This is a genomic window from Micromonospora chersina (assembly GCF_900091475.1).
In the GTDB taxonomy this organism is placed as follows: Bacteria; Actinomycetota; Actinomycetes; order Mycobacteriales; family Micromonosporaceae; genus Micromonospora; species Micromonospora chersina.
The window spans coordinates 1,584,404-1,609,916 of record NZ_FMIB01000002.1 but is presented as its reverse complement, the minus strand read 5'-3'; the positions used below and the strand labels follow the sequence as shown (position 1 = coordinate 1,609,916).

Sequence of the window (25,513 nt, the reverse complement as noted above, 5' to 3'; positions counted from 1 at the left end):
TCGCCCTACTCACCACCGTCCCGGGCAGGCGGGTGAGGGCACCTCACCCGATCGGGGTGAGCAGGCGGTCAGCTGCCCGGCTTCGGGAAGGCCACCGGGCTGCGGTGCCCCGTCCGGTCCACCGCCCGCACGCCGAAGAACACGTTGTCCTTGGACAGGTCGATGGTCACCTCGGTGACGTCGCCGACCGGCAGCACCTTCTGCCACTCGGGGGCGGTGGTCTCCCGCCACACCACCTCGTATCCGGCGAGGTCCGGTTCGGTGCCGCGCTGCCAGCGCAGGGTGGTGTCGTTGGTCAGGTTCGTGGTGACGACGGTGACCCCCTTCGGGGTGCCGGGCGCCTGCGCGAGGGACCACAGCGTCGCGCCGTTCACCCGGGCCACCCGGGTGATGTAGTCGAAGTCGCAGAACTCCGGCAGGTCGCCGTACTGGACGCCGTCGACCACCCGGACGTCCTGGTGCTGGTGGGCGAAGTCCTCGTTCGGCTCGGTGAACCGCCCGGCCGGCCAGCCCTCGCGCAGGAACGAGATGTGGTCGCTGCCGCGCAGGTAGCGGTCCCGCCGGTAGATCACCCGGACCCGCATGCCGGTCGCGCCGTTGCACGCGACGTCGGACACGAACCGGGCGAGCTGCCGCGACGGCGAGTCGTTCTCCCCGCCGACGGACTGGCGCACGCTCGCCTCGGCCGGCGTCTCGGCCGTCGGCACACCCTCGGCGAACAGCCGGACCGAGCGCGGGTCGCGGGTGCCGTCGTCGGCCGTGCTGCTCCCGACGATGTCGTTGCTGAACATGCCCTGGACGTCCACGCCGGCCGCCTTGAGTCGGCCGGCCAGGTACGCCGAGCCGTACAGCCCCTGTTCCTCGCCGGCCACGGCGGCCAGGACGATTGTCGCCTCGCTGCGCCGGGTGGCCAGCACCCGGGCCAGTTCCATGACCACCGCCACGCCGGAGGCGTCGTCGTCGGCGCCCGGGGCGTCGCTGACCGCGTCCATCACGTCGGTGGCCCGGGAGTCGTAGTGGCCGGTGATCACGTAGACCCGGTCGGGCGCGGTGTCGCCGCGCAGGGTGGCCACCACGTTGGTGATGGTGGTGGGGGTGGGGATCCGGGAGGCCGGCTGCTGCACGTACGACTGGAGTTCGACTGTCATCCGGCCGCCGGAGGCGGCGGCGTACCCGGTGAGCTGGGCGTGGATCCAGTCGCGGGCGGCGCCGATGCCGCGTACCGGATCGTTCTGGTCGGAGAGGGTGTGCCGGGTGCCGAAGGCGGCGAGCCGACGGACGGTGGCCTCGATCCGGTCCCGGTCGATCTCGCGCAGCAGCGCGGTCAGCTCGCGGTCCGGCGGCTGCGGCCGGACCGGGTGGCCGGGGCCGGGCGGCGTGACGGTGTCGGTGGCGGCGGCCGGCGAGGCGGCCAGCGGGGCGGCGACGGTGGCGGCGGTGGCCGCGGCGGAGGCGGTGAGGAAGGTGCGCCGGGTGGACCTCGTGGGCCGACCCCCGGCGGTCTCGTGGGTTCCCATCAGGGCATCCTCACCCCGGACCGCGACGTTTGTCCATATAGTCGGGGGTGGATGCGGGCGGAATCATCCGGAACGGGTGATGCCGCCTTCGCCCGCGCTCCTCCTACGGTGGGCGGCATGGCTGCCGTGCGTCCGACTCCCGCCGATCCGACGCCCGACCTGGCCGCCGCCGCCGGGCCCGGCGACCAGCGGGCCGCCCCGCCGGAGCTGGGCGAGTCGATCGCGGTGCTCAGCGGCCCCACCTTCATGTACTCCGACCCCGCCGGGGACGTGCCCCCGGGCTCCATCGGCGGGCTGGTCCACCTGGACACCCGGATGGTCAGCGGCTGGGTGCTCACCATCAACGGCGCTCGCCTGCTGGTGCTGCGCTCGCAGGTCGTGCAGCACTACTCGGCCCAGTTCGTGCTGACCACTCCCGCCCTGCCCGACCTGCCGCCGGACAGCATCTCGGTGAACCGGATCCGCTACGTCGGGGACGGCTTCCACGAGCGGATCTCGTTGGTGTCGTTCCGTCCCGAACCGGTGCGGCTGGAGGCGCGGCTCGCGGTCGCCGCCGACTTCGCCGACCTGTTCGAGGTGAAGTCCGGCGCCCGCGACCGGTCCGCGCAGATCACCCGCGGGCAGACATCGGAGGGCCAGGCCCTCACCTTCGTGTACGAGAACGAGGGTTTCACGGCGCGAACCGAGGTGCGGGCCACGCCGGCACCCGGCCGGATCGAGGGTGACGAACTGGTCTGGGACGTGGCGTTGCAGCCGCGCCAGGAGTGGCGGGTGGATCTGCACGTGCCGCTGCCTCCCGGGCCCGGGGTGGTGGAGCCGGTCACCGGCGACATCGTCGACGTGGTCCAGGGGCGGGCCGCCGACCCGTTGCGCCGCTGGGCGGTCGACCGGGCCGTGCTGCGCAGCGACAACCAGGTGCTGGAGCGGACCGTCCGGAAGTCCCGGGACGACATCGCCGCCCTCCGGCTGGACCTGGAGGTGAAGGGGCAGCGCATCCTGCTGCCGGGAGCCGGCCTGCCCTGGTTCCTCACCGTGTTCGGCCGGGACACCCTGATCACTGCGTACCAGACGCTGGTCGCCGGACCGTCCCTGGCCCACGGTGCCCTGCTCGCGCTCGCGCGGTTGCAGGGCACCCGCTGCGACGACTTCAGCGACGAGGAACCCGGCAAGATCCTGCACGAGGTCCGCAGCGGCGAGCTGACCCGAACCGGGGTCAAGCCGTACGGCCCGTACTACGGCAGCGCCGACGCCACCCAGCTCTGGCTGATCCTGCTCTCCGAGTACTGGCGCTGGACCCGGAACGACGACCTGGTCCGCGAGCTGCGCGGCAACGCCCTGGCGGCCCTCGACTGGATCGACCACTTCGGCGACCGGGACGGCGACGGCTACGTCGAGTACGGGACCCGCTCCCCGGAGGGGTTGGGCAACCAGTGCTGGCGCGACTCGCCGGACGGCGTGTGCTTCGCCGACGGCCGCATCCCGGTGCTGCCCATCGCCACGTGCGAGCTGCAGGGCTACACGTACGACGCGAAGCTGCGGCTGGCGCAGCTGGCCGACGGTCCGCTCGCCGACCCGGCGCTGGCCGACCGGCTGCGCGTCGAGGCCGCCGAGCTGTACGAGCGCTTCAACCGGGACTTCTGGATCCCCGAACGGGGCGGCTACTACGCGGTCGGCCTGGACGGCGACAAGAACCGGATCGACGCGAAGACGTCGAACATGGGCCACCTGCTCTGGAGCGGCATCGTGCCGGCCGAGCGGGCGGGCCGGGTGGTGGCCCAGCTCATGTCCGACGACATGTTCTCCGGCTGGGGGATCCGGACCCTGTCCCGGGAGGAACGCCTGTACAACGCGCTCGGCTACCACCTCGGCACGGTGTGGCCGCACGACAACTCCCTCGCCGTCCTGGGGCTGGCGCGCTACGGCTTCCGGGCCGAGGCCAACCGGATCAGCCTGGCGCTGTTCGAGGCGGCGGAGCAGTTCGGCCACCGGCTGCCCGAGGCGCTGAGCGGCTACCCGCGGGACCGGCTGACGTTCGCGGTGCCCTACCCCACGGCGTGCAGCCCGCAGGCCTGGGCGACCGGCACCCCGCTCGCCCTGGTCCGGGCGATGCTGGGTGCCGATCCGGTGGACGGGCGGCTGCACCTGGACCCGGACATCCCGGCCGAGCTGGGCCGGATCACCGCCGAGCGGGTCCGGGCCTTCGGTCACTGCTGGGAGATGGAGGCCGTCGGCCGCGACGGGTACGTCCGGCTCAGCCCGGGCTGAGCCGCGGCGCGCGCGGGCCCACGTTTGTCGGGGTCCTCGACGGGAACGGCAGCAGGCATGACGAAACCTCGTGTGGTGATCGTGGGGGCCGGGTTCGCCGGATACCACGCGGCGAAGACGTTGAGCCGGCTGGCCGGCAAGCGGGCCGAGATCGTCCTGCTGAACACGACCGACTACTTCCTCTACCTGCCGCTGCTGCCCGAGGTCGCCGCCGGGGTGGTCGAGCCCACCCGGATCTCCGTGCCGCTCGCCGGCACGCTCGACGGCGTCCGCGTGGTCATCGGCGAGGCGGACCGGGTCGACCTCCAGAACCGCTGGGTCGGCTACCGCTCCGCCGAGGGGGACCACGGCCAGCTCGCGTACGACCGGCTGGTGCTCTGCGTCGGCAGCGTCAACAAGCTGCTGCCGATCCCCGGGGTGACCGAGTACGCGCACGGCTTCCGCGGCCTGCCCGAGGCGCTCTACCTGCACGACCACGTGATCCGCCAGCTCGAACTGGCCGAGCTGGCGGAGGACCCGGTCGAGCAGCGGTCCCGGACCACGTTCGTGGTGGTCGGCGCGGGCTACACCGGCACCGAGGTGGCCGCGCACGGGCAGCTCTTCACCGACCGGATGATGGCCCAGCGGCCGCACCTCAAGGTGCGTCCCCGCTGGATGCTGCTGGACGTGGCCCCGCGCGTCCTGCCCGAGCTGGACCAGCGCCTGTCCGCCACCGCCGACCGGGTGCTGCGCCGGCGCGGCGTCGACGTGCGGATGGGCACCTCGGTCTCCGAGGCCACCCCGGACGGGGTGCTGCTCACCGACGGCGAGTACGTCCCGACGTGCAGCCTGGTCTGGTGCGTCGGGGTACGCCCGGACCCGTTCGTTGCCGAGCTGGGGCTGCGCACCGAGAAGGGCCGCCTGGTGACCGACGAGTACCTCAACGTCCCCGGCTACCCGGAGGTGTTCGCCTGCGGCGACGCGGCTGCCGTGCCCGACCCGACCCGCCCCGGGCAGATCTGCGCGATGACCGCCCAGCACGCGCAACGGCAGGGCAAGCTCGCCGCGCACAACATCGCCGCCTCCTACGGGCAGGGCAACCGGAAGCCGTACAAGCACCGCGACCTGGGCTGGGTGGTCGACCTGGGCGGCAAGGAGGCGGCGGCCAACCCCCTGCACGTGCCGCTCGGCGGCCTGCCGGCCAAGGTGGTCACCCGCGGCTACCACCTGTACGCCATGCCCAGCAACCGGGCCCGGGTCGGCGCGGACTGGCTGCTCGACGCCACCCTGCCCCGGCCCGCCGTGCAGCTCGGCCTGGTCCCGGCGCACGCCGTGCCGCTGGAGAGCGAGTCGCCCGAGGTGGTGCACCGCCGCTGACCGGGTCCGCCCGTCTCACCCGCCGGCCGGCGGCGGGTTCCCGTCCGCGGGAGCCCGTCTGCCGGCCGGACGTCGGACCGGCACGTCGGGGGCCGGTACGGGCAGGGCCTGTCGGCCGGTGCGGGCGAACTCGCGCAGCAGGACCTGCCCGATGCCGGCCACCGGGATGGCCAGCAGGGCGCCCACGAGTCCCGCCAGCTCGGCGGCGAGCAGCACGCTGACCAGCACGGTCAACGGGTTCAGCCGGACCGCGCGGGCCATGATGACCGGCTGGAGCAGGTGGTTCTCGACCTGCTGGTAGACCACGAAGAAGACAAGCACCACGACACCGGCGGTGGGGGAGTGCAGGAACCCGGCCCCGGCCGCGACGATCGCCCCGAGGGTCGCCCCGACCAGCGGGATCAGGTCGGCCAGGGCGACCACCAGGGCGATCACCCCGGCGAAGGGGACCCCGAGGAGGAAGAGCACGCCGAAGGTCAGCCCGCCGCAGATCACGCTGATCAGCAGGTTTCCGCTGAGGTAGCCGGTGATGATCCGGGAGGAGTCCCGGCCGATGCGCCGCAGCCGCTCCGCCGCGCCGTCGCCCACGAGCTTGAGCGTGCCTGAGATGATCTTCGGGGCCTCCAGCACCATGAGGTAGGCCAGCACCACCACGGTGACCACCGCCGCGACGATCTGGAGCACGCCCCGCAGCACCCCGACCGCCGGCTCGCCGAGCCGGGAACCGTAGCGCTGGATCTGTTCGGCGTGGGTGTCGGCGTACCGGCGCAGGTGGAAGCGGTTCAGCGCCTCGCCGACGGGACCCCGCCCGGCCCGGGCCTCGTGGATCAGGTCCGGAGCCCGGTCGGCGAAGCGGCCCAGCTCGTCGACGAGCGGCAGCACGATCATCGCGCCCAGCGCAGCCAGGACCACGAAGGTGGCCAGGAAGACCAGCAGGGTGGCCAGCGCCCGGCGCCGGACCATCCGCCGCTCCACCCGGTCCACCAGGGGTTTCAGGGCGACCGCGAGGAACGCGGCGACCAGGCCCCAGACCAGCACCCGCCGGGTCGCCCAGAGCAGCGCCAGCCCGACAAGCGTGGCGAGCACCAGACCGATCACGATGAGCGCCCGGCGGGCGGTGGCCCGGTCGTCGGCGTTGCTCATCCGGCGCGGCTACCCGCCCCCGCCCCTCGGAAACCCGGCGCGGCCGCCCGCCGTCGACCCTTAGGGAACCCCGCCGGGTCAGCCCTCGGACAGGGTGGCGTCGGTGGCCGGGCGGGTCCCGGCGACGAACGCGTCGAGCGTCGCACCGTGCAGCACCCCGCCGGGCACCGGGTCGCCGGCGGCGCGGGCGACGAGCCGGCGTACCGGCAGGCGGTCGGGGCGGGTCGCGGCGGCGAGCACCAGGTTGCCGTACCGCCGGCCGCGCAGCATCCGCCGGTCGGCGACCAGGCAGACGTCGGCGAAGACCGCCCGCAGCGTGGCCACCTGGGTGCGGGTGTGCGCCAGCGGCGGGAGGTCGGTGACGTTGACCAGGTAGACGCCGTTCGGGCGCAGCGCCCGGGCCACCGCGGCGGCGAACTCCACGCTGGCCACGTGGCGGGGCATCCGGGCCGCGCGGTAGACGTCCGCCAGCACCAGGTCGTAGGCGCCGGCCGGCGCGGCGGTCACCGCGTCCCGGGCGTCGCCGACCTCCACGACCACCTCGGGCGGTGCCGGCGGCAAATCGCGGCGGACCAGTTCGACCACCGCGGGGTCGCGCTCGATCACCCGCTGCGGGGAGCCGGGGCGGGTGGCGGCCAGCCAGCGCGGCAGGGTGAGCGCCCCGCCGCCCAGGTGCAGGGCGGCCAGCGGCCGGCCCGGCGGGGCGGCCAGGTCGACAACGGCGGCCATCCGCCGCACGTACTCGAAGTGCAGGTGGCGCGGGTCCGTGACGTCGACGTAGGACTGTTCGACCCCGGCGGCGAGCAGCGTCCGGCCGGTGGGCCGGGCCGGGTCCACGACGATCTCCAGGGCCTCGGCGTCGCTCTCCACGGCGGCCAACGGTACCCGGGCCGCGTGGGGCCGGCGGACGGAGCGCCCGCCGGCCCGCACGCCAGGCCGCTCAGCCGGCGGCCATCCCGGCGCCGGCCTCGTCGATGGCGTCGTCCACCCGCCGGGCCAGGTCCACGTCCACCGCCGTCACCCCGTCGACCTGCTGGGTGCGCACGGTGAGCACGGCACTGTCCTGGTCGGGCCGCCCGATCTGCGGGCCGCGCCCGGTCTCGCCCCGGAGCTGGTCGAGCCGGTCGAGCACCCGGTCCAGGTTGCCGGCCGGCAGCTCGATGGTGCGCACCAGGGACTGCCGGTCACTGGACCAGTACGGCAGCTGGGCGAGCGCGTCGCGCAGTTCCTGCTCGTCCAGCGGAGCGGTGGCGGACGTCGCACCCACCAGGCCGCCGCCGGCCACCGGCGGCGCGAGCAGGTCCCGCAACCCGTCCGGTACGCGCAGCGACTCGACGAGGTCGCCGTCCGCGTCGGCCAGCGCGGCGAGGGTGGCCTGCGCCTGGTAGCGGGCCTGCTCCGGGGTGAGGCGGCTGCGCCGGCCCACCTCGGCCAGGAAGCCGGGCAGGTCCTGCCGCCGCTCGATGCCGTCCACCGGCACCACGTCGTGCAGCTTCACCGGCACGGCCTCGAGCAGCCGTTCCCGCTCGGCCTCGTCGAGCGCCCGGGCCAGCGCGAGCACTGTCGCCTCGGCCGCCACCTTGGCGGTGGAGAAGTCCACCCCGGCCCGCCGGCTCACGTCGTCGACGAGAGCCCGGTAGCCCATCGTGGTCACCCGGGCCGGCCGCTCGTCGGGCAGCGGGCGCGGGCGCTCCGCCACGGCCGCGGGCGGCGGCGCGGGACCGCCGCGCGTGGTGTCCGGCTTGTGCCGGCCGGCCGGCGGCGGGCCGGACCGTTCGCGCTGGTCCAGCGAGGTGATCTGCTTGGACGCGCTCAGGCTGGCGCCGGTCTGGCTGGGCCGCAGACCGCGTTCCCGGGCGTCCCGGGCCAGGGCCCGGCGGCGCTGGTTGTCGCCCTCCATCTGCTTGCGCATCGTCGCACCTCGTTCCTGGTCGGTTGCGCTTGCGCCGGTCGCCTTCCCGGCGCCGCTGGGAAGGAAACGGGCGGGGCCGGACCGGCCAGCTTCACTCGCTGCGGGTGAGGACCGGTCACCCGGCGGGCCCGCACCATCGGGGTGGACCGGAAGAACTTCCGACGCACGCGGAAGGGCAGGTCGTCATGAAACGGATCGTGGAGATCGTCCCCGCCCGGCCCGGCTGGTACGCGCGGTGGCAGGTCGACCCGGAGGGCACGCGCTGCTATCCGGTGACCCTCTGGGCGCTGCTGGAGGAGAGCGACGGCAGCGGACGCGAGGTCGTCGGCGTCGACTGTGTGGGGCAGTGGCCGGGAGCGGACGACAACGAGGTGGGTGGGGAGTTCGTCCGTTACCTGTTCCAGACGCCCGATTCCGGCGCGCCCGAGGACGCGGCCTCGCCCACCGTGGGGGAGCTGCGCGAATCCGGGCCGCGCCTGCAGGCCATCCCGGCCGCCTGAGCCACCCTCCCCGGCCCCCGGCCCCTGGTCCCAGGGTCGGGGGCCACCCCCCGTTCCGGGCGGGGGTCAGCCGACCTGGCGGGCGTCCCCGGTCGCCGTGGACGGCGGGACGGCCAGCAGCTCGGTCAGCCCGGTGCGGTCCAGCAGTTGGCGTACCGGCGGGTTCACGGAGTCCAGCCGCACCGCGCCGGCGCCGGCCCGGTGGACGACCACCAGCGCGCTGAGGCCCGAGGAGTCGCACAGCGTCACCCCGGCGAAGTCGAGCAGCAGCTCCTGGCAGCCGTCGCGGCGCAGCTCGGCGGCGGCGGCCACGAGGTCGGGCGCGGTGTCGAAGTCGAGCTCGCCGGTCAGCCGGAGCCGAGCACGTCCGGCGGCGAGCCGGTCCACCTCGATCGTCAACAGCTGAGAGGGCATGTCGCCATGTTCCCAGGTCGGGATGATCGGGAAACCCCCGGGGTGCTCACGCGAACGCGGACGAATCCGTCGCCGGCCGGTCCTCCGGCCGTGGCCGGGACAGCAGGCCGGTGACCCCCGTCATGTCGAGGATCGTGGTGAGGAAGCGGGGCGGCTCCCGGAGCAGGACCGCGGTGCCCCGCTGCTGACCCTCCCGCCAGGCGTGCACGATCACCGACAGGCCGGTGCTGTCGATGAAGAGCAGGTCGCCGAAGTCCAGCACGAGCGTCGCGGGGCCCTCGGCCAGCAGCCGGTCGACCTCGACGCGCAGCGGGGTGGCCGTGGTGAAGGCCAGGTCACCGCCGACCTTCACGACCGGGGCCACGGGGTCGGACCGGTCCACGGAGAGGGTCAGCGGCGTCGCCTCGGGCGTGTTCCGTCGGGGTGCCACCATCACACCTTTCCGCGGCTCCCGGTCGGGGGCCGGTCGTCAGGGATCGTAACAACCCCGGCACGGCCTCGCCGGATGGCGCGTCCGCAGGCCGGGGCGCAGGCCGTGGGGTGGCGGTCCCGGCACACCGGCGTAGGGTGGGGTGGAGAGATCTGACCATACGCGCCGTTCCGGGCGCGCCGCGGGGTGTCGACAAGGAGTGGGGCTCATCTGGTGACTGCTGCCGACGTCAGGGGTGCTGACCCGGGCGACGGACGGGTCTCCAGGCCGGGCGCCGGAAGGGCTCGCCCGAGGTCCGTCGCCGCTCCCGCCCTGCCGCCCCTGGCCCCGGACCGCGACCTGCCCACCCCCGACTGGTCGGAGGTGGTGGAGCACTTCCGCGAGGGCCTCATCGTCTGCGACGCCGACGGCGTGGTGCGGCACCTCAGCCCGGTTGCCGAGCGGCTGGTTCCCGAGGTGGTGGCCGGCGAGGTGCTGGCCGCGGCCAGCGTGCCCGCGCTGCTCGCCGCCGACCCGGGCGAGTTCGCCCATCACGGGCGTCGGCTGCGGCTGCGGCGGGTTTCGCTCTCCGCGGCCCGCCGCTGCTGGTACGTCGAGGACGTCACCGAGAGCGTCAGCCGGGCCGACGCGCTGCTCGCCGAGCGGGCCCGCTCGGCGTTCCTCGCCGTGGTCGGCGAGAAGCTCGGCAACCCCCTGCACCCCGACCGGGCCGCCGCGGCGGTGGTCCGGCTGGCCGTGCCGACCCTGGCCGACGCCGCCGTGCTGGTGCTGGCCCCGCGCTCCGGCCGGGCCCGCTGGTGGCGGGCGGTACGGGCGGACGACGAGGCGCCCGCCGTGGACAGCGGCATGCTCGCCGCCACGGCGCTGCCGTCGGCGATCGCGGAGGGCCTCGGCGGGGCCGAGCCGCACGCCCTGGACTGGCTGGTCGAGCAGGCCGTCGAGGCCGGCTGGCTGCCGGGGCTCGACGCGGCCGGAGCCACCGCGCGGGTGGTGCCGCTGCCCGGGCGGGAGATGCCGGCCGGCGTGCTGCTGGTGGCCCGCCGGGCCGGCCGCTGGTACGACGACGCCGACCTCGACCTGGTCCGCGCCTTCGCGGCCCGCGCCGGCGCCGCGCTGACCACCGCCGTGCTCTACCGCGACCAGGCGGAGGTCGCCGACACCCTCCAGGCCAGCCTGCTGCCCGTCGAGCCGGCGGCGGCTACCGGCGTGCAGTGGGGCACCGCGTACCGGCCGGCGCAGGCCGGGTTGCGGATCGGCGGTGACTTCTACGGCTCCCACCGGCTCGTCGACGGCGGTTCGGTCTTCTTCCTGGGCGACGTCTCGGGCAAGGGCGTCGAGGCGGCGGTGTTCACCGGCCAGCTCCGGCAGTGCCTGCACGCGCTGCACCGGGTCGAGTCGCAGCCGGGACGGCTGCTGAAGCTCCTCAACGACGCGCTGCTGGAGACCACCCAGGCGCACGGGCAGGGTCGCTTCGCCACCATGGTGCTGGGTGTGGTCCGCCCGCACCGCGACGGCAGCCTCACCCTGACCATGGCCGGCGGCGGCCACCTCCCGCCGCTGGTGCTGCGGGCCTCCGGCGAGGTCGAGGTGGTGCCGCTGAGCGGCATGCTGATCGGCGTGGTGCCGGATCCACGAATCGGCGAGGTGACCGTGCACCTGGCGCCGGGCGAGACCTGCCTGCTCTACAGCGACGGCGTGACCGAGGCGCGGGGCGGCCGGCGCGGCGACGAGCAGTTCGGCGCCGAGCGGCTGCTCCACGCGGTGACGGGCTGCCACCGGATGCCCGCCCCGGCACTGGCCGAGCGGATCGAGCAGGTGACCTGCGACTGGCTGGGCCACGGCGACCACGACGACATCGCGGTGCTCGCGCTGCGGGCCACCGGCCCCGGCCGCCCGGGCCGTCACCTGCACGCGGTGCAGGGCCCGACCGGCGCCGACCGACCGAGGGAGACCACCGCGTGACCGCGACGACCACCGTGGCCGACCCGGCTCACGCCTTCCCCGGCTACCTGGAGTTCCTGGCGGAGGCCGACGAGCACGGCGCCGTCGAGGTGGCCGTCGGGCTGCTGGAGTCCGGCGTGCCGGCCGAGCGCGTGCTGCTGGACCTGGTGGCCCCCGCGCAGGCCGAGGTGGGGGAGCGGTGGGCGCGTGACGAGTGGAGCGTGGCCCAGGAGCACGCCGCCACCCACGTCAGCGAGCGGGTGGTGGCCGCCGTCGCCGCGTACGCCGATCCCCGCCCGACCCGGGGCCGGATCGTGGTGGCCTGCATGGACGGGGAGTGGCACGCGCTGCCGGCCCGGCTGGTGGCCGAGGTGCTGCGGCTGCGCGGCTGGCAGGTGACCTTCCTCGGGGCCAGCGTGCCCGCCGCGCACCTGGTCTCCTACCTGCACCGCTACGACGCGCACGCGGTGGCGCTGGCCTGCGCGCTGCCGATGCGGCTGCCGCACGCCCACCGGATGATCGAGGCGTGCCGCCGCTCGGACGTGCCGGTGGTGGTGGGCGGGCGCGGCTTCGGCGGCGACGGCCGCTGGGCCCGGGTGCTCGGGGTGGCCTGGGCGCCGGACGCGCCCAGCGCGGCTGACCTGCTCGCCGACGAGCGGGCGCTGCGCGCGGTGCCGCCGGCCCGGCTCGACCACCTCGCCGACGACGAGTACGCGAGCCTCACGAAGCGTCGCGGCGAGCTGATCGACAGCGCTCTGGCCGACCTGCGGGAGCGGGTGCCGGGGGTACGCGACTACACCCCGGCGCAGCTCGACTCGACAGTGAGCGACCTCGGCTACATCGTCGACTTCCTCGCCGCCGCCCTCTACGTCGACGACGAGACCCTCTTCGGCGAGTTCGTCGAGTGGCTGGTGGCGATCCTGGTCAGCCGCCGGGTCCCGGCGGGCGCCGTGGGGCTCACCCTCGACCACTATGGACACCTGCTGCGCGACTTTCCCCGCGCCGGGCGCTTCCTCGACCGGGCTCGTGCCCTGGTCAGCGGGCTGCCGGCCGCCCCGGCACGGTGACCGCCGAGCTGCCCGGAACCGTGCGTATACTTGCTGAACTGCAAGGGTCGGCCTGCGGTGGGAGCGAGGGGGGCCACGGTGACGTTCACCGTCACGCACGCCCGGCTGGACGGCGGCCCGGCCCGCCTCCGGCTCGCGGGTGAGCTCGACCTGAGCACCGCGCCGGAGCTCACCGCCGCCATCGACCGGTTGGCCGCCGACGGGCACCGCGAGCTGCTGCTGGACCTCACGGAGCTGACCTTCTGCGACTCCACGGGCATCGCCGCGTTCGTCCGCGGCGACAACCTCGCGACCGCCGCGGGCGGCTGGTTGCGGATCACCGGGGCGACCGGGCGGGTGGCCCGGGTGCTCCGGATGACCGGGCTGGACGAGGTGCTGCGCTACGAGGCGGGCAGGGCCGACCCGGCCACGCCGGCCGCCTCCTGATCGGATAGATTTCCCCGCCGGTGGTCGACCTCGCCGTCGACGCCTCCACCTCCGAGACGAAGCAGGTTTTCCCATGGGTCATGGCACCCCGAGCCCCGTTCGTATCCTGGTGGTGGACGACGACCCGGGTGACGTCCTGATGATCGAGGAGGCGCTCGAGGACTCGGACGTCGAGAAGATCATCGACGTGGTCAACGACGGCCAGGAGGCGATGGAGTTCCTGCGCCGCGAGGGCCGGCACACCGAGGCCCAGCGGCCGGACGTCATCCTGCTCGACCTCAACATGCCGCGCATGGACGGGCGTCAGGTGCTCGGCGAGGTGAAGCGGGACGAGAACCTGCGCACCATCCCGATCGTCGTGCTGACCACCTCCAACGCCGACACCGACATCCTCGGCAGCTACACGCTCCAGGCCAACGCGTACGTGACGAAGCCGATCGACCTGGACGACTTCAACGACGTGGTGCGGCGGATCGACGAGTTCTTCGGCCGGGTGGTCGTGCTTCCCAAGCACCCCTGACCACCTTCGTCCGGGCATCCGGATGCTGAACATTTTGTGGGAACGGCCACGGGCGTGGCCGCTCGCCGCCCAGGATCGTCAGGTGGGGAAGTGACACCAGCTGCCTGGGGGGCGACACGCATGAGGTTCTCCGTGGTTGAGACCGGTTACGACCAGCGGCAGGTGGACTCCTGCCTGGACGAGCTGGGAATCCGGTTGGTCCGGCTCGCCGCCCGCGCGGAGAGCGCCGCCGGCGCGGGCCGGGAGTGGGACCAGATCCGGGAGGACGCGACCCACCTCTGCGACTTCCTGCGCCGCCGCACCGCCGTCGTGGAGGCGGAGGTGGTCGCCGGGACGGCCGCCGAGCGGGAGGCCGCCGCGCTGCTTGCCCAGGCCCGCAGCGAGCTGGAGGCCGCCCGGGAGGAGGCCCGCCAGGTCCGCGAGCAGGCGTACGCCGAGGCGGTCCGTGCGCGTCGCGACTTCGAGGCGGCGCTGCTGGCCCGCCGCCGGCGCGAGGCCCGCGTCGACGAGGTCCTCGCGGGGGTACGCGGCGACGTGGTGCCGCCGGAGACCCCGACCGCCGCTGCGGGGCTGCCGACCGGTGGCGCCGCCGAGCGCAGCGCGGCCTGAGCGCCGCTCAGACCAGCGCCGCCACCACGGTGGTGGCCCGGTCCTCGTGCTGCGCGTACGCGTCGGGGAAGGCCGAGACCTGCACCGCCTGGGCCGCCTCGGTGAGGCTCATCTCGGTCCAGCCGGGCACCTCCCTGAGCGCGGTGAAGAACGCGCGGGCCGCGTACGCGGGCCGCATGATCTCGGCGACGGTGCCCCAGCCGCTGCTGGGCCGCTGCTGGAACAGGCCGATCGAGTCGTGGTCGGAGCCGCTGCCCTGGTGCGGGTAGTCGAACGACTCGGGCAGCACGTCGCTGGCCAGGTTGTAGAGATCGCTCTCCTGCATGGCGGTGGCGACGGCCACGACGAGGGCCCGGCGGGGCATCTTCAGGGCCAGGCCGGCGTCGACGATCGCCTTGGCGTTGTCCATCTGCCGCTGGTCCAGCCCGGCGACGGGCCGGGGGTGCTTGGGCCGGACGGGCTTCTTCGGCGCCTTCCTCGCGGGCGTCGGGCTGGGCGTGGCGGCCGGGATCGGGGTGACCGGCACGGCGACCGGCGGGGCGCTCCGCTCGAAGTCGCGGGAGGCCCGCTGCTCGCTGGCGGCGGCCGCCCGGTCCGCGAGCGCCTCGCGGAGCGGCTCGTGCGCCTGCCCGGTCGACCGTGCGCCGACGACCCCGATCAGGCCGAGGCAGCAGGTCACGCCGGTGGCGACGGCGACCCGGGCGGGGGTGGAGCGGATCGGCCCGCGCCGTGCCGGCTCCGGGGCCCGGTGCCGGCCGATCGTCCGTTCGGCTGATGCCGGGTCGATCGTACGGCGAACGGGTGAGTTCTCGGTCGGCTGCTGCTCTGCGGGGTCGTCGGGATGCACCCGCCGAGGCTAGAAAGCTTCCCGGCGCTTGCCATCGGGGTAGTTGGTGGCATGCGTCACAATTTGCCGCTATCTGCCCGCGCATTACGCTCGGTAGAACATGAATTCGATCTCTCTCGCCTTTCGCATTTTCCGGTCATGTCGGGAACTCCCGGACGGAACGCGCGCATGATCATCTTTTCGGCGGTTCCGGCCGGCCTCCTCCGTTCGGGGGAGGGGCAGGCCCGTCACCTGGGGGTGCCCGCCTGGGCCGGAGAGCCCAGACCGCCGGGTCCGGGGGCGTACCCGGATCGCCGCCATCCGTGGGCCGGCGGCTGGTTACGATGCGGACGGTGACGGAGCAGATGGTCGATGAGCGGGCCGCCGGAGAACCCGCCGGCCGCCGGGGTCGGCGGGGACTGGTCGTCAGCGTCTGCGCCGTCCTGCTCACCGTGCTGCTCGTCGGCCACCGCGCGGTGCCCAACGTGCACGGCCTGGGCAGCCTCGTGGACAGCGCCACGCCACTGCTCGGGCTCGGCGTACCCCCGCTCGTGCTCGCGGCGCTGCTGCGCCGGTCCCGGCCGGCCCTGCTCGTGGTCCTGCTGCCGGCGGTCGTGTGGGCGGCACTCTACGGCGGGGCCTGGCTGCCGCAGGCCGCCGGCGCGGGCGCCACCTCGCTGCGGGTGGCCAGCCAGAACCTGCGCTCCGGCAACCCCGACCCGGCCGCCACGGTCGACGCGCTCGCCGACGCCGACCCGGACCTCATCGGGCTCCAGGAGGTGGACGACGGCGAGCGGGTCGCCGCCGCGCTGGGCGGCCGCTACCCGCACCGGGCCACGGTCTCCACCGTCGCGCTGTGGAGCCGCTGGCCCATCCGCGAGGCGCACGGCGTGGACACCGGCCTCGGCTGGGACCGGGCCCTGCGGGCCGTGGTCGCCGCCCCGCAGGGCGACCTCGCGGTGTACGTGGTCCACCTCGGCTCGGCGCGGGCCGGGCACACCGCCACCCGCGACGAGACCGTCGCCGCCCTCGCCGCCACCGTCCGGGCCGACGACGCGCCCCGGCTCGTCGTGCTCGGCGATCTGAACACCGCCACCACCGACCGGGTCTTCGCGCCGCTCACCCACCTGCTGCGCGACGCCCAGGCCGACGCCGGACAGGGCTTCGGCTTCACCTGGCCGGCGGGCCTTCCGGTGACCCGCCCCGACCACGTCCTCTTCCGGGGGCTCACCCCCACCGCGGCCGGCGTGCTGCACACCCCCGACAGCGACCACCGGGCGGTGACCGCCGGCTTCCGCTGGTGAGCGGTCAGTGCCGGCCGTTCTCCGCCGGGGTGACCGTCAGCCGGTGCCGGCTGTTGTCGCCGCTGGAGAACGGCCAGAGCCGGTCCGCGTGCGCCACCAGGTCGGCCAGTTGCTCCCGGGTGAGGCCGGCCGAGGAGATCTCGGCGTGCACGTCGGCCCGGTAGCGGCCGTCGTCGTCGCGGCCCAGCTTCGCCGCAGCGGTCACCTCGACGGTGTGCGCCTCGTCGGTGATCTCACCGGCCGCCTCCACCGCCGCGTGGTGCAGGCAGGAGGCGAACGCGGCAGCCAGGAGCTGTTCGGGCGTCAGGCCGGTGCAGTGCGGCGCCAACGGGGACGCCAGGGCGGAGGAGAGACCGCCGTCCTCGGTGCGTACGTGACCGCCCGCGGCGGTCGCCGTGGCCGTCTCGGCCAGCCAGGAACTCGGATCCGGCATCGCGTTCCTCCCGTCACTCACCCGCCCGGCTACCCGGCCCCCGGCCGGCGAAACCGCGCCTGAGCAGGCAGCGCGTCAGCCGGCCCGACCCGTCGGGTACGCGTCGACGGCGATCGCCTCGGTCGCCTCGGCGGCCGCCCGGTCGGTCCACGGCGACACGGGCACGCGCCGCTGCCGGGGAGCCGTCGCGACCATCGGCACGTAGACACGGGCGTCCACCACCTCGGCGAGCAGCAGCGCGGCCATCAGGCTGCTCGGCCGGCCGGTCGGGTCGGTGGCGAGGCAGCGCCGGCACAGGTCGGCCGCCTCGGCCGGCAACCCGTCGATCTCCGGCAGCGGCTCCGGTGGCCGGCGCCGCCCCGAACCGAGCAGCTGGGTGGTGGTGTCGGCCGCGTACGGGAGGCGACCGGTCAGGCAGTAGTAGAGGAGCACGCCCAGGGCGTACATGTCGGCGGCGGGCGTGGCCGGCTGCCGGTCGAGCTGCTCCGGCGCCAGGTACGCGGGCGTGCCGACCACGATCCCGTCCGGGGTGTGGTCCGGTGCGCCCGCCGGGGTGGCGATCCCGAAGTCGAGCACCTTCACCCCGGCCGGGGTGAGGATCACGTTCGCCGGCTTCACGTCCCGGTGCACGATGCCGTGCGCGTGCGCGGCCGCCAGGGCGGCGCTCACCTCGGCGCAGACCCGCACCGCGATCCGCCAGTCGAGCGGGCCGCCGCGCAGGTGGGCGGCGAGCGTCTCCCCCTCGGCCAGCTCCATCACGATGTACGGCACCGCGCGCCCGTCCGGCAGGGCGGCAGTGCCGAAGTCGTGCACGCTTGCCACGTTCGGGTGCACCAGCCGGGCCGCCGACCGGGCCTCGGCCCGGATGCGCTCCACCGAGGTGGCCTCCCCGTCCAGCCCCGGCGAGATCAGCTTCACCGCGACGGTCCGGTCGAGCACGAGGTCGTGCGCCCGCCACACCTCGGACATCCCGCCGATGCCGACGCGCCGTTCGAGCTCGTACCGCCCGCCCAGCGTCCTCATCGACCACTCCTCGCCCTCGTCCGGTCACCTCCGGTCTCGCTACCCGGGCCCCGAGCAGGGCAAACCGCCGGGGTTCCCGCCTCCGGGCGGGGTAGCTTCGCGGGCAGGGGATCGTGACGACGGCGAGACGGAGGGTGACCGTGGGTCTGGTGCGCGTGCGGTTCGTCGGCGGGCCGGCCGACGACCTGGTCCGGGACCTGCCCGCCGACCCGGACGGGGCGCCGCCGCCGCGGTGGATCCTGCGCCATCCGGACCGGCCGCCCGGCGGCGAGGCGGACCACCTCTACGAGCGCGACCACCACCACGACGGGGGCGACTGGACGATGCGCTACGTGCGCACCGACCCCTTCGGCGCCACCGAGTGAGCCCGGTCAGGCCGCCCGCGCGCCGGTGGTGTCGAGGATGACCGAGGCGACCAGCTCCGGGTCGTCGTGCATCGGCACGTGCCCGCAGCCGGTCAGGTCCAGGTGCCGGGCCGCCGGCAGCCGGGTCCGGGCCAGTGCGGCCTGCCGGTAGGGCAGGATCCGGTCCCGGGTGCCCCAGGCGACCGTCACCGGCACGGTCGGCGCGCCGGCGAACGCGTAGCCGCGGCCGGCCCGGGCCACCGCGCGGAAGGCGCGCGCCTCGCGGAGCGCCCGCGCGTCGGCAAGCGCCTCGGCGAGCGCCATCCGGTTCGGCCGGGCCAGGATCATGCCCAGCGCGAGCGTGCGCAGCGCCGGGTTGCCGAACAGTGAGCGCAGCACCGGCTCGGGCAGCCGCGCCGCGTTGCGGTGCAGGGTGAGCACGGTGAGCGCCCAGCGCAGCTCGCGCGGGGTGCAGAAGCCGGCGGGGGAGAGGGCGGTGGCCGAGGAGACCGCACCGGCGGCGGCCAGCTCCAGCGCGATGGCGCCGCCGAGGCTGTTGCCCGCGACGTGCGGGCGGTCCAGCCCGAGCGCGGCGAACAGCTCCACCACCGCGGCCACCAGGCCGGGCATGTCGGCGGGCAGACCGGCGGCGGGCACCGGCGAGCGGCCGAACCCGGGCAGGTCGACGGCGATCACGTCGTGCGCCTCGGCCAGCCGGTCCAGCACCGGCGACCAGGCGGCCCAGTGGTGCCCGATGCCGTGCAGCAGCACCAGCGGCGTGCCCGCCCCGCGCCGCTCGAAGACCACCCCCACCTGACTCATGTGTCACCTCCCGTTCGCGGCCGGACCGGCTCACGCCCCGCGCTCACCGCCGCACCTCCGGCGTGCTCGCTCCGAAGCCCCGGCCGAGCGCCCGGGCCTGCTCCTCGATGAGCGGGACGGTGTCCCTCGCGGTCCGGCCGATCAGCCGGTCGGCGAGCGGGCTGACCAGCACCGACCGGACCGCCTGCACGGCGCCGACGGCTCGTGGCACGTAGACCCGCCGCTGGCGGCGCTCGATCGCCCGGACGAACGCCGCGGCGCACTCCTGCACCGTGGTGGTCCGCCGCATCGGCCAGGGCAGCTTCGCCAGCGCCGCCTCGAACGCCGGCAGGTCGGCCCGGGCCTCCCGGACCAGGTCGGTGTCCACCCAGGACGGGTGCGCCGTGCCCACGGCCACCCCGCGGTGCGCCAGCTCCAGCCGGATGGCCGTGCCGAAGTGCTCGACGCCGGCCTTCGAGGCGCAGTAGGCGGCCATTCCGGGCAGCGCGGCGAACGCGGCGGCGGAGGAGACGATCAGCAGGTAGCCCCGGCGGGCGGTGAGCGCCGGCACGGTCGCCGCCGCGGTGCGCATCGCACCGATGAGGTTCACCTCGACCGTGCGGACCAGCGCCTCGACGTCGCCGACGGCGATGGTGCCCCGGTTGGCCACCCCGGCGTTCGCCACCACGGCGTCGATTCCGCCCAGCGCCGCGACCGTGCCGTCGACAGCGGCGGCCAGCTCGGCCTGGTCGGTGACGTCGGCGGGAAACCACACGTGCCCGGGACCCAGCTCCGCGGCGAGCGCGGCGAGGCGGTCGGGCTCCAGCCCGACCAGCGCCAGCCGGGCGCCCCGGGCGGCGGCGAGCCGGGCGGTGTGCTCACCGATGCCCCGGGCCGCCCCGGTCACCAGCACGACCTTGCCGGCCAGCCGGCCGGGGGGACGACCGTCGATGGACATGCCGGCAAGTTACCACCGGGTAGCAGGCTGGGGAAGGCCCGTCCGGCGTGTCCGTGGCCAGGCCCGGACGTCCTGTCCGGCCAGCCATTCCGGGCCGTCGGCGCCGCGGGCCAGCGCGCCCACCGCCAGCATCGCGGCCCGCGCGGCGTCGGGCGCGGCCACCGTCACGGCGGCCCACGGCGAGTCCGGCGCGGCGCCGGTGCGGGGATCGCGTACCCCGCCGCCGTCCGGGCGTAGGACGTCGGCGGTGACCAGCGCGCCGCCGGTCAGCGTGGCCGGCCCGTGCGCCACCCGCCAGCCGCCCGCCGGCGCCGGCCCCGCGACGGCCACCCGGGATCCGACCGCCACCAGCACCCCGACCCCGTGCCGGGCCGCCACCTGCTCGGCGCACCGCTGCACCAGGTACGCCCCGGCCGTCGCGCCCAGGTCCAGCCAGAGCGGCGGGGGCACCGCGAGGAGGTCCCCGCGCAGCGACACCGCCCGCCAGCCCTCGCCCCGGTCCAGCCGCCCCCAGGCCGAGCCGCAGGCCGGCAGCGGGACCACCGACCGGCGCAGCCGGGCCGCGCCGACCGTCGGGTCCACCGCACCGCCGCTCGCCTCCGCCGCGCCCAGCGACACCGCCACCAGGTCGCGCAGCAGCGGGCCGACCGGCACCGCCCGGCCCGCCGCCCGGTGCGCCCGGGACAGTTCCAGGTCGACCGCGCGCAGCCCGGCCAGCCGGCGCGCCACCGCGCGGCGGGCCGCCGGCAGCGCCGTACGATCGGACACCGCCACCCGGACCGCCGCACCACGACTCCACCAGCGCACCTCGAAGGCCCCGTCCACGCTCATGGGCCGAGCGTCCCCGGCGAGGCTGGAGAGGACGTGGGCCGTGCCTGTGCTCCGGCTGTGCGTTCTCCCAGCGGCGCCGCGTGGATCCCCGCGGCCGACCCGCACAGCTGGTACACAGGATCAGGACAGGACCGGCACAGCGGGTGCGCCCACGATGGGGGTCATGGTCATGAACGGGCAGGCCGCGCAGGGCCGGATCGAGCTGCGCCGACCCGACGGCGAACCGGTGCGGGTGCTGGTGGTGGACGACGAGCCGACGCTCACCGACCTGCTCTCGATGGCGCTGCGCTACGAGGGCTGGCAGGTGACGACCGCCGGCAACGGAATGGCGGCCATCAGCGCCGCCCGGCAGTTCAAGCCCGACGCCGTGGTGCTCGACGTCATGCTGCCGGACCTGGACGGCTTCCAGGTGCTGCGCCGGCTGCGCGAGCAGGCCCCCACCGTGCCGGTGCTCTTCCTGACCGCCCGGGACGCCGTGGAGGAGCGGATCGCCGGGCTCACCGTCGGCGGCGACGACTACGTCACCAAGCCGTTCAGCCTGGAAGAGGTGATCGCCCGGCTGCGCGCCCTGCTGCGCCGCTCCGGGTTCGCGGTCGCCGCCCGCGAGGAGGCCGTGCTCACCGTCGGCGACCTCAGCCTCGACGAGGACAGCCACGAGGTACGCCGCGGCGGCGACCTGGTCAACCTCACGGCCACCGAGTTCGAACTGCTGCGCTACCTGATGCGCAACCCGCGCCGGGTGCTCAGCAAGGCGCAGATCCTCGACCGGGTCTGGAACTACGACTTCGGCGGCCAGGCCAACGTGGTCGAGCTGTACATCTCGTACCTGCGCAAGAAGATCGACGCGGGCCGCGAGCCCATGATCCACACCTTGCGCGGCGCGGGTTATGTCCTCAAGCCCGCGGAGTGACCGGGGCGGTCGGCTGCGGCGCCGGCTGGCCGGCTGGTCGCTGCGCCGCCGCCTCGTGCTCTCCGTGGTGGCGCTGCTGGCCCTGGTCAGCGTCGGCATCGGCGGCCTGACCACGATCGCCCTGCGCCACTTCCTGGTCGGCGAGGTGGACAAGCAGCTCACCATGGCCGACCGGCGCATCGGTGACATGCCGCCGTGGCTGCGTCCGCCCGGTGACCCGCGACGGACGGACCCCTGCGACCAACCGCAGCCGGAGCCGCCGCGCGGCTTCCCACCCGGCTCGATCGCCCTGTGGACGGCCTGCGGCACCACCACCGCCACGGTGCGAGCCGAATCCGGGGAGGCCGAGGCGGTGCCGGCCAGCGACATCACCGCGCTCGCCGCGGTGCCTCCGGACGGGCAGCCCCGCACCGTCGAGCTGGGCGATCGGGGTGATTTCCGTGCGGTGGCCCATCGGCCCTCGGACGGCGTGGTGGCGGCCGTCGCCATCCCGCTCTCCTCGGTGAACGAGACGGTCATGTGGGTGCTGGTCGCCCAGGCCGGGCTGGTCACCGCCGGGCTGATCATCGCCGGTGGGCTCGGCGCGCTGATCGTCCGGGCCGCGCTGCGCCCGCTGAACCGGGTCGCCGCCACCGCCGCCCGGGTCACCGAACTGCCCCTCGACCGGGGCGAGGTGGCCCTGTCGGTGCGGGTGCCGGCGGCCGACACCGACCCGCGTACCGAGGTGGGGCAGGTGGGCGGCGCGCTCAACCGGATGCTCGGCCACGTCGCCGCCGCGCTCGCCGCCCGGCAGGCCAGCGAGACGCGGGTACGCCAGTTCGTCGCCGACGCCAGCCACGAGCTGCGTACCCCCCTCGCCGCGATCCGCGGCTACGCGGAGGTGGCCCGGCGCGGCCGGGACGAGGTCCCGCCGGACGTGGCCCACGCCCTGCGCCGGGTGGAGTCGGAGAGCACCCGGATGACCAGCCTCGTCGACGACCTGCTGCTGCTCGCCCGGATCGACTCCGGCCGCCCGCTCGCGGCCGAGCCGGTCGACCTCACCGCCATGGTGGTCAACGCGGTGAGCGACGCCCACGTGGCCGGCCCCGAGCACCGCTGGCAGCTCGACCTGCCCGACGAGCCGCTGAGCGTCACCGGCGACGCCCACCGCCTGCACCAGGTGCTGGCGAACCTGCTCGCCAACGCCCGCGTGCACACCCCGCCCGGCACCACGGTGACCACCCGGCTCACGCCGGTGGCCGGCGGCGTCGAGCTGAGCGTCAGCGACGACGGCCCCGGGATCCCCGAGGAACTGCAACCGGAGGTCTTCGAGCGGTTCGCCCGCGGCGACAGCTCCCGCTCCCGCGCCCACGGCAGCACCGGCCTCGGCCTGGCCATCGTGGCCGCCGTGGTGGAGGCCCACCACGGCGAGGTCGAGGTGGCGAGCCGCCCCGGCCGGACCGTCTTCACGGTGCGGCTGCCCGAACGCACAGGCGACGCATAGGTCGCTCACGGGGCCGGGTCAGCGGGCCGCCCGAGGCTTGCCGGCATGGACAGAACAGAGAGTCTCCTGACCGCGCCCACGGCCGGGTCGCCCGCGACCGACCCGGCCCCCGCGCCCGCCCCGGAACCGGTCCCGACCGCGGCGCCGCCGCCGGCCGAGCCGCCCCGTCGCGACCCGCGCTGGACGCGACCGGCGCTGCTCGGCCTGCTGCTGGCCACCGCCCTGCTCTACCTCTGGGGCCTGGGCGCCTCGGGCTGGGGCAACGCGTTCTACTCGGCGGCCGTGCAGGCCGGCTCGGAGAGCTGGAAGGCGTTCTTCTACGGCTCCTCGGACGCGGCCAACTCGATCACCGTCGACAAGACCCCCGGCTCGCTCTGGCTGATGGCCCTCTCGGTCCGCCTCTTCGGGCTGAGCAGCTGGTCCGTCCTCGTGCCGCAGGCGCTGCTCGGCGTCGCCTCGGTCGGCGTCCTGTACGCCGCCGTGCGCCGCTGGTACGGGCCGGTCGCCGGCCTGCTCGCCGGCGCCGTGCTCGCCGTCACCCCGGTGGCCACGCTGATGTTCCGGTTCAACAACCCGGACGCCCTGCTGGTGTTCCTGCTGGTCGCCGCCGCGTACGCGACGGTGCGCGCCGTCGAGACGGCCAGCACCCGGTGGATCACGCTGACCGGCGCGCTGGTCGGCCTCGGCTTCCTCACCAAGATGCTCCAGGCGTTCCTGGTGATCCCGGTCTTCGCCGGGGTCTACCTGCTGGCCGCGCCCACCGGCTTCTGGCGGCGGATCCGCCAGCTGCTGCTCTCCGGGCTGGCCGTGGTGGTCGCCGCCGGATGGTGGGTGGCGATCGTCGAGCTGGTGCCGGCGAGCGCCCGCCCGTACATCGGCGGCTCGCAGCACAACAGCATTCTGGAGCTGACCCTCGGCTACAACGGCCTCGGCCGGATCACCGGCGACGAGGAGGGCAGCGTCGGCGGCGCCGGCCGGATGGGCGGCGGGGGCGGGGGCCCGTTCTCCGGACAGACCGGCCTGCTGCGGATGTTCGACACCGAGGTCGGCGGCCAGATCTCCTGGCTGCTACCGGCCGCGCTGATCCTGCTGGTCGCCGGGCTGTGGCTGGCCGGTCGGGCGGCGCGTACCGACCGGACGCGGGCCGGGCTGCTGCTCTGGGGTGGCTGGCTGCTGGTCACCGGGCTGATCTTCAGCTTCATGTCCGGGATCTTCCACGCGTACTACACGGTGGCCCTCGCGCCGGCGGTCGGCGCGCTGGTCGGCATCGGGGCGACCCTGCTCTGGCGCGCCCGGACGACACCGGCCGTCGCCGCCGCGCCCAGCCCCGGGTACGCCCCGGCAACCGCCACCGGCCCTCTCCCGCCGGCCGCCGTCGTGGCGGAGGCGCCAGGTGGCGCGACAGCCGCTCCGGCCGGAGTGCCGGGCCAGCCCGTCGTGGACCCGTCGAGCGTGCCCGCAACCGGTACCGGTGGCGCGCTGACCACCCCGGTCGCCCCGGTCGCCCTGGTGGGTGGGCCATTCGCCCGGGGACGGCGGCGCGGGTTCGCCGCGACCGTGATCCTGGCCGGCACCCTCGCGGTCACCGCCTGGTGGTCCTGGCGCCTGCTCGGCCGCAGCGCCGACTGGTACCCGTGGCTGCGCACGGCCGTGCTCGTCGTCGGCCTGGCCGCCGCCGCGCTGCTGCTCCTCGCCGACCGGCTGCCCCGGCGGGTGGCCCCGGTGCTGCTCGCGCTCGGTGCGGCGGCCGCGCTCGCCGGCCCGGTGGCCTACTCGCTCCAGACGGCGGCGACCGCGCACACCGGCTCGATCCCCAGCGCCGGCCCGTTCGTGCAGGGCGGCTTCGGCCCCGGCGGTCGCGGCGGGTTCCCGGGCGGCGGCCGGATGCCCGGCGGCATGGAGTTCCCCGGCGGCCAGTTCCCGGGCGGGTTCCCCGGCTTCCCGGGCGGCCAGACCGGCGGCACGGCCCAGAACGGCGGGACCGCGCCCGACGGCACCGGCCAGAACGGCCAGTTCCCCGCGTTCCCCGGCGGCGGCACCGGCTTCCCGGGCGGCCAGACCGGCACCGGCTTCCCGGGCGGCGGCAATCAGCAGTTCCCCGGCGGCGGCCGGTCGCAGGGCGGCGGCATGGGCGGGCTGCTCGACGCCCGCGAGCCGAGCGCCGAGCTGAAGGCGCTGCTGGAGGCCGACGCGGACGACTACACCTGGGTCGCCGCCACGGTCGGCTCGAACAACGCCTCCGGCTACCAGCTCGCCACTCGCGAGCCGGTGATGCCGATCGGCGGCTTCAACGGCAGCGACCCGTCGCCGACCCTCGCCCAGTTCCAGCGGTACGTCGCCGAGGGCAGGATCCACTACTTCATCGGCGGCGGCGGGTTCCGGGCCAACGGCGGCAGCAGCGCCTCATCCGAGATCGCCGGCTGGGTCGCCGAGAACTTCACGGCGCAGACCGTCGGCGGCGTGACCGTGTACGACCTGAGCAGCGGGAAGCAGGGCTGAG

At 75.4% G+C, this 25,513-nt stretch carries 25 protein-coding genes; 13 read left to right on the top strand and 12 right to left on the bottom strand.

Annotated features, from left to right (window positions below; all coding sequences use genetic code 11):
- Positions 1-68 precede the first annotated feature (68 nt).
- Positions 69-1,517 (bottom strand): M20/M25/M40 family metallo-hydrolase, encoded by a 1,449-nt coding sequence (locus tag GA0070603_RS07450; protein WP_091309129.1) that lies wholly within the window; start codon positions 1,515-1,517, stop codon positions 69-71.
- Positions 1,518-1,634: 117 nt separating this feature from the next.
- Between GA0070603_RS07450 and GA0070603_RS07445 the strand changes: the two genes are divergently transcribed.
- Both GA0070603_RS07445 and GA0070603_RS07440 read left to right on the top strand, forming a co-directional pair.
- A complete protein-coding gene (locus GA0070603_RS07445; protein WP_091309126.1) occupies positions 1,635-3,782 on the top strand; it encodes an amylo-alpha-1,6-glucosidase in 2,148 nt (715 codons plus the stop codon).
- Positions 3,783-3,839: 57 nt separating this feature from the next.
- Positions 3,840-5,138: an NAD(P)/FAD-dependent oxidoreductase gene (locus tag GA0070603_RS07440; RefSeq protein ID WP_091309123.1), complete on the top strand. Its 1,299-nt coding sequence runs from the start codon at positions 3,840-3,842 to the stop codon at positions 5,136-5,138.
- Between the two features lie 15 nt (positions 5,139-5,153).
- Here GA0070603_RS07440 and GA0070603_RS07435 read toward each other — a convergent pair whose 3' ends face one another.
- The 3 genes from GA0070603_RS07435 to GA0070603_RS07425 all read right to left on the bottom strand — a co-directional run bounded on the left by GA0070603_RS07435 (position 5,154) and on the right by GA0070603_RS07425 (position 8,193).
- On the bottom strand, positions 5,154-6,281 hold the full coding sequence (locus tag GA0070603_RS07435) for an AI-2E family transporter (protein ID WP_091309119.1): 1,128 nt from the start codon (positions 6,279-6,281) through the stop codon (positions 5,154-5,156).
- 78 nt (positions 6,282-6,359) lie between these two features.
- Entirely contained in the window at positions 6,360-7,160 is an 801-nt protein-coding gene (locus GA0070603_RS07430) for a spermidine synthase (RefSeq protein WP_425270420.1), read from the bottom strand.
- 61 nt (positions 7,161-7,221) lie between these two features.
- Positions 7,222-8,193, bottom strand: coding sequence for a DUF2267 domain-containing protein (locus GA0070603_RS07425; protein ID WP_091309112.1), 972 nt, complete (start codon positions 8,191-8,193; stop codon positions 7,222-7,224).
- Between the two features lie 185 nt (positions 8,194-8,378).
- Between GA0070603_RS07425 and GA0070603_RS07420 the strand changes: the two genes are divergently transcribed.
- The gene (locus GA0070603_RS07420) at positions 8,379-8,693 is read left to right on the top strand and encodes a hypothetical protein (RefSeq protein ID WP_091309108.1); all 315 of its coding nucleotides are present in this window, start codon (positions 8,379-8,381) and stop codon (positions 8,691-8,693) included.
- A 66-nt stretch (positions 8,694-8,759) separates the two neighbouring features.
- Here the strand turns inward: GA0070603_RS07420 and GA0070603_RS07415 are convergent, their stop codons facing one another.
- Both GA0070603_RS07415 and GA0070603_RS07410 read right to left on the bottom strand, forming a co-directional pair.
- Positions 8,760-9,107 (bottom strand): STAS domain-containing protein, encoded by a 348-nt coding sequence (locus GA0070603_RS07415; RefSeq protein ID WP_208862836.1) that lies wholly within the window; start codon positions 9,105-9,107, stop codon positions 8,760-8,762.
- A gap of 46 nt (positions 9,108-9,153) precedes the next feature.
- Positions 9,154-9,540, bottom strand: coding sequence for an STAS domain-containing protein (locus tag GA0070603_RS07410; RefSeq protein WP_208862835.1), 387 nt, complete (start codon positions 9,538-9,540; stop codon positions 9,154-9,156).
- Between the two features lie 210 nt (positions 9,541-9,750).
- On the opposite strand from GA0070603_RS07410, the gene GA0070603_RS07405 reads away from it, so the two are divergent.
- From GA0070603_RS07405 to GA0070603_RS07385, 5 genes are all read left to right on the top strand, one after another.
- The gene (locus GA0070603_RS07405; protein ID WP_091309099.1) at positions 9,751-11,499 is read left to right on the top strand and encodes a PP2C family protein-serine/threonine phosphatase; all 1,749 of its coding nucleotides are present in this window, start codon (positions 9,751-9,753) and stop codon (positions 11,497-11,499) included.
- A complete protein-coding gene (locus tag GA0070603_RS07400) occupies positions 11,496-12,545 on the top strand; it encodes a cobalamin B12-binding domain-containing protein (protein WP_091309096.1) in 1,050 nt (349 codons plus the stop codon). Before GA0070603_RS07405 ends, GA0070603_RS07400 begins: the two co-directional genes overlap by 4 nt.
- 78 nt (positions 12,546-12,623) lie before the next feature.
- Positions 12,624-12,971 (top strand): STAS domain-containing protein, encoded by a 348-nt coding sequence (locus GA0070603_RS07395; protein WP_091309092.1) that lies wholly within the window; start codon positions 12,624-12,626, stop codon positions 12,969-12,971.
- A 73-nt stretch (positions 12,972-13,044) separates the two neighbouring features.
- A complete protein-coding gene (locus GA0070603_RS07390; RefSeq protein WP_091309090.1) occupies positions 13,045-13,491 on the top strand; it encodes a response regulator in 447 nt (148 codons plus the stop codon).
- Between the two features lie 120 nt (positions 13,492-13,611).
- Positions 13,612-14,100: an ATPase gene (locus GA0070603_RS07385; protein WP_091309087.1), complete on the top strand. Its 489-nt coding sequence runs from the start codon at positions 13,612-13,614 to the stop codon at positions 14,098-14,100.
- A 7-nt stretch (positions 14,101-14,107) separates the two neighbouring features.
- On the opposite strand, the gene GA0070603_RS07380 is transcribed toward GA0070603_RS07385, so the two are convergent.
- Complete coding sequence (locus tag GA0070603_RS07380; protein ID WP_167544515.1) at positions 14,108-14,947, bottom strand: hypothetical protein; 840 nt, start codon at positions 14,945-14,947, stop codon at positions 14,108-14,110.
- A gap of 332 nt (positions 14,948-15,279) precedes the next feature.
- On the opposite strand from GA0070603_RS07380, the gene GA0070603_RS07375 reads away from it, so the two are divergent.
- Positions 15,280-16,230, top strand: a complete 951-nt coding sequence (locus GA0070603_RS07375) for an endonuclease/exonuclease/phosphatase family protein (protein ID WP_244282440.1) — start codon at positions 15,280-15,282, stop codon at positions 16,228-16,230.
- A gap of 4 nt (positions 16,231-16,234) precedes the next feature.
- Here the strand turns inward: GA0070603_RS07375 and GA0070603_RS07370 are convergent, their stop codons facing one another.
- Both GA0070603_RS07370 and GA0070603_RS07365 read right to left on the bottom strand, forming a co-directional pair.
- Complete coding sequence (locus GA0070603_RS07370; protein WP_091309083.1) at positions 16,235-16,663, bottom strand: OsmC family protein; 429 nt, start codon at positions 16,661-16,663, stop codon at positions 16,235-16,237.
- 75 nt (positions 16,664-16,738) lie between these two features.
- The gene (locus tag GA0070603_RS07365; RefSeq protein WP_091309079.1) at positions 16,739-17,686 is read right to left on the bottom strand and encodes a serine/threonine-protein kinase; all 948 of its coding nucleotides are present in this window, start codon (positions 17,684-17,686) and stop codon (positions 16,739-16,741) included.
- 140 nt (positions 17,687-17,826) lie between these two features.
- Between GA0070603_RS07365 and GA0070603_RS07360 the strand changes: the two genes are divergently transcribed.
- Positions 17,827-18,051 (top strand): DUF8847 domain-containing protein, encoded by a 225-nt coding sequence (locus tag GA0070603_RS07360; RefSeq protein WP_091321664.1) that lies wholly within the window; start codon positions 17,827-17,829, stop codon positions 18,049-18,051.
- Positions 18,052-18,057: 6 nt separating this feature from the next.
- Here GA0070603_RS07360 and GA0070603_RS07355 read toward each other — a convergent pair whose 3' ends face one another.
- From GA0070603_RS07355 to GA0070603_RS07345, 3 genes are read right to left on the bottom strand one after another with little or no spacing between them, the layout of a single operon-like run.
- Entirely contained in the window at positions 18,058-18,852 is a 795-nt protein-coding gene (locus tag GA0070603_RS07355; protein WP_091309076.1) for an alpha/beta fold hydrolase, read from the bottom strand.
- A gap of 43 nt (positions 18,853-18,895) precedes the next feature.
- Positions 18,896-19,789: an SDR family oxidoreductase gene (locus GA0070603_RS07350; RefSeq protein WP_091309072.1), complete on the bottom strand. Its 894-nt coding sequence runs from the start codon at positions 19,787-19,789 to the stop codon at positions 18,896-18,898.
- A gap of 9 nt (positions 19,790-19,798) precedes the next feature.
- Positions 19,799-20,620: an FAD:protein FMN transferase gene (locus GA0070603_RS07345; RefSeq protein ID WP_091309068.1), complete on the bottom strand. Its 822-nt coding sequence runs from the start codon at positions 20,618-20,620 to the stop codon at positions 19,799-19,801.
- A 169-nt stretch (positions 20,621-20,789) separates the two neighbouring features.
- Between GA0070603_RS07345 and GA0070603_RS07340 the strand changes: the two genes are divergently transcribed.
- From GA0070603_RS07340 to GA0070603_RS07330, 3 genes are read left to right on the top strand one after another with little or no spacing between them, the layout of a single operon-like run.
- Positions 20,790-21,530, top strand: coding sequence for a response regulator transcription factor (locus GA0070603_RS07340; protein WP_091321662.1), 741 nt, complete (start codon positions 20,790-20,792; stop codon positions 21,528-21,530).
- Positions 21,508-23,013 carry a sensor histidine kinase gene (locus tag GA0070603_RS07335; RefSeq protein WP_091309063.1) on the top strand — a complete coding sequence of 502 codons (1,506 nt, stop codon included), beginning with the start codon at positions 21,508-21,510 and terminating at the stop codon, positions 23,011-23,013. The genes GA0070603_RS07340 and GA0070603_RS07335 overlap by 23 nt, the downstream gene beginning before the upstream one ends.
- A 45-nt stretch (positions 23,014-23,058) precedes the next feature.
- Positions 23,059-25,512 carry an ArnT family glycosyltransferase gene (locus GA0070603_RS07330; protein ID WP_091309061.1) on the top strand — a complete coding sequence of 818 codons (2,454 nt, stop codon included), beginning with the start codon at positions 23,059-23,061 and terminating at the stop codon, positions 25,510-25,512.
- Position 25,513: the final 1 nt, after the last annotated feature.

Coding starts and splice junctions, on each gene's coding strand:
- GA0070603_RS07355 (WP_091309076.1), bottom strand. CDS start 18,852: ATGAGTCAGGTGGGGGTGGTCTTCGAGCGGCGCGGGGCGGGCACGCCG.
- GA0070603_RS07350 (WP_091309072.1), bottom strand. CDS start 19,789: ATGTCCATCGACGGTCGTCCCCCCGGCCGGCTGGCCGGCAAGGTCGTG.
- GA0070603_RS07330 (WP_091309061.1), top strand. CDS start 23,059: ATGGACAGAACAGAGAGTCTCCTGACCGCGCCCACGGCCGGGTCGCCC.
- GA0070603_RS07345 (WP_091309068.1), bottom strand. CDS start 20,620: ATGAGCGTGGACGGGGCCTTCGAGGTGCGCTGGTGGAGTCGTGGTGCG.
- GA0070603_RS07415 (WP_208862836.1), bottom strand. CDS start 9,107: ATGCCCTCTCAGCTGTTGACGATCGAGGTGGACCGGCTCGCCGCCGGA.
- GA0070603_RS07335 (WP_091309063.1), top strand. CDS start 21,508: ATGTCCTCAAGCCCGCGGAGTGACCGGGGCGGTCGGCTGCGGCGCCGG.
- GA0070603_RS07445 (WP_091309126.1), top strand. CDS start 1,635: ATGGCTGCCGTGCGTCCGACTCCCGCCGATCCGACGCCCGACCTGGCC.
- GA0070603_RS07450 (WP_091309129.1), bottom strand. CDS start 1,517: ATGGGAACCCACGAGACCGCCGGGGGTCGGCCCACGAGGTCCACCCGG.
- GA0070603_RS07340 (WP_091321662.1), top strand. CDS start 20,790: ATGAACGGGCAGGCCGCGCAGGGCCGGATCGAGCTGCGCCGACCCGAC.
- GA0070603_RS07425 (WP_091309112.1), bottom strand. CDS start 8,193: ATGCGCAAGCAGATGGAGGGCGACAACCAGCGCCGCCGGGCCCTGGCC.
- GA0070603_RS07410 (WP_208862835.1), bottom strand. CDS start 9,540: ATGGTGGCACCCCGACGGAACACGCCCGAGGCGACGCCGCTGACCCTC.
- GA0070603_RS07435 (WP_091309119.1), bottom strand. CDS start 6,281: ATGAGCAACGCCGACGACCGGGCCACCGCCCGCCGGGCGCTCATCGTG.
- GA0070603_RS07370 (WP_091309083.1), bottom strand. CDS start 16,663: ATGCCGGATCCGAGTTCCTGGCTGGCCGAGACGGCCACGGCGACCGCC.
- GA0070603_RS07385 (WP_091309087.1), top strand. CDS start 13,612: ATGAGGTTCTCCGTGGTTGAGACCGGTTACGACCAGCGGCAGGTGGAC.
- GA0070603_RS07365 (WP_091309079.1), bottom strand. CDS start 17,686: ATGAGGACGCTGGGCGGGCGGTACGAGCTCGAACGGCGCGTCGGCATC.
- GA0070603_RS07390 (WP_091309090.1), top strand. CDS start 13,045: ATGGGTCATGGCACCCCGAGCCCCGTTCGTATCCTGGTGGTGGACGAC.
- GA0070603_RS07420 (WP_091309108.1), top strand. CDS start 8,379: ATGAAACGGATCGTGGAGATCGTCCCCGCCCGGCCCGGCTGGTACGCG.
- GA0070603_RS07440 (WP_091309123.1), top strand. CDS start 3,840: ATGACGAAACCTCGTGTGGTGATCGTGGGGGCCGGGTTCGCCGGATAC.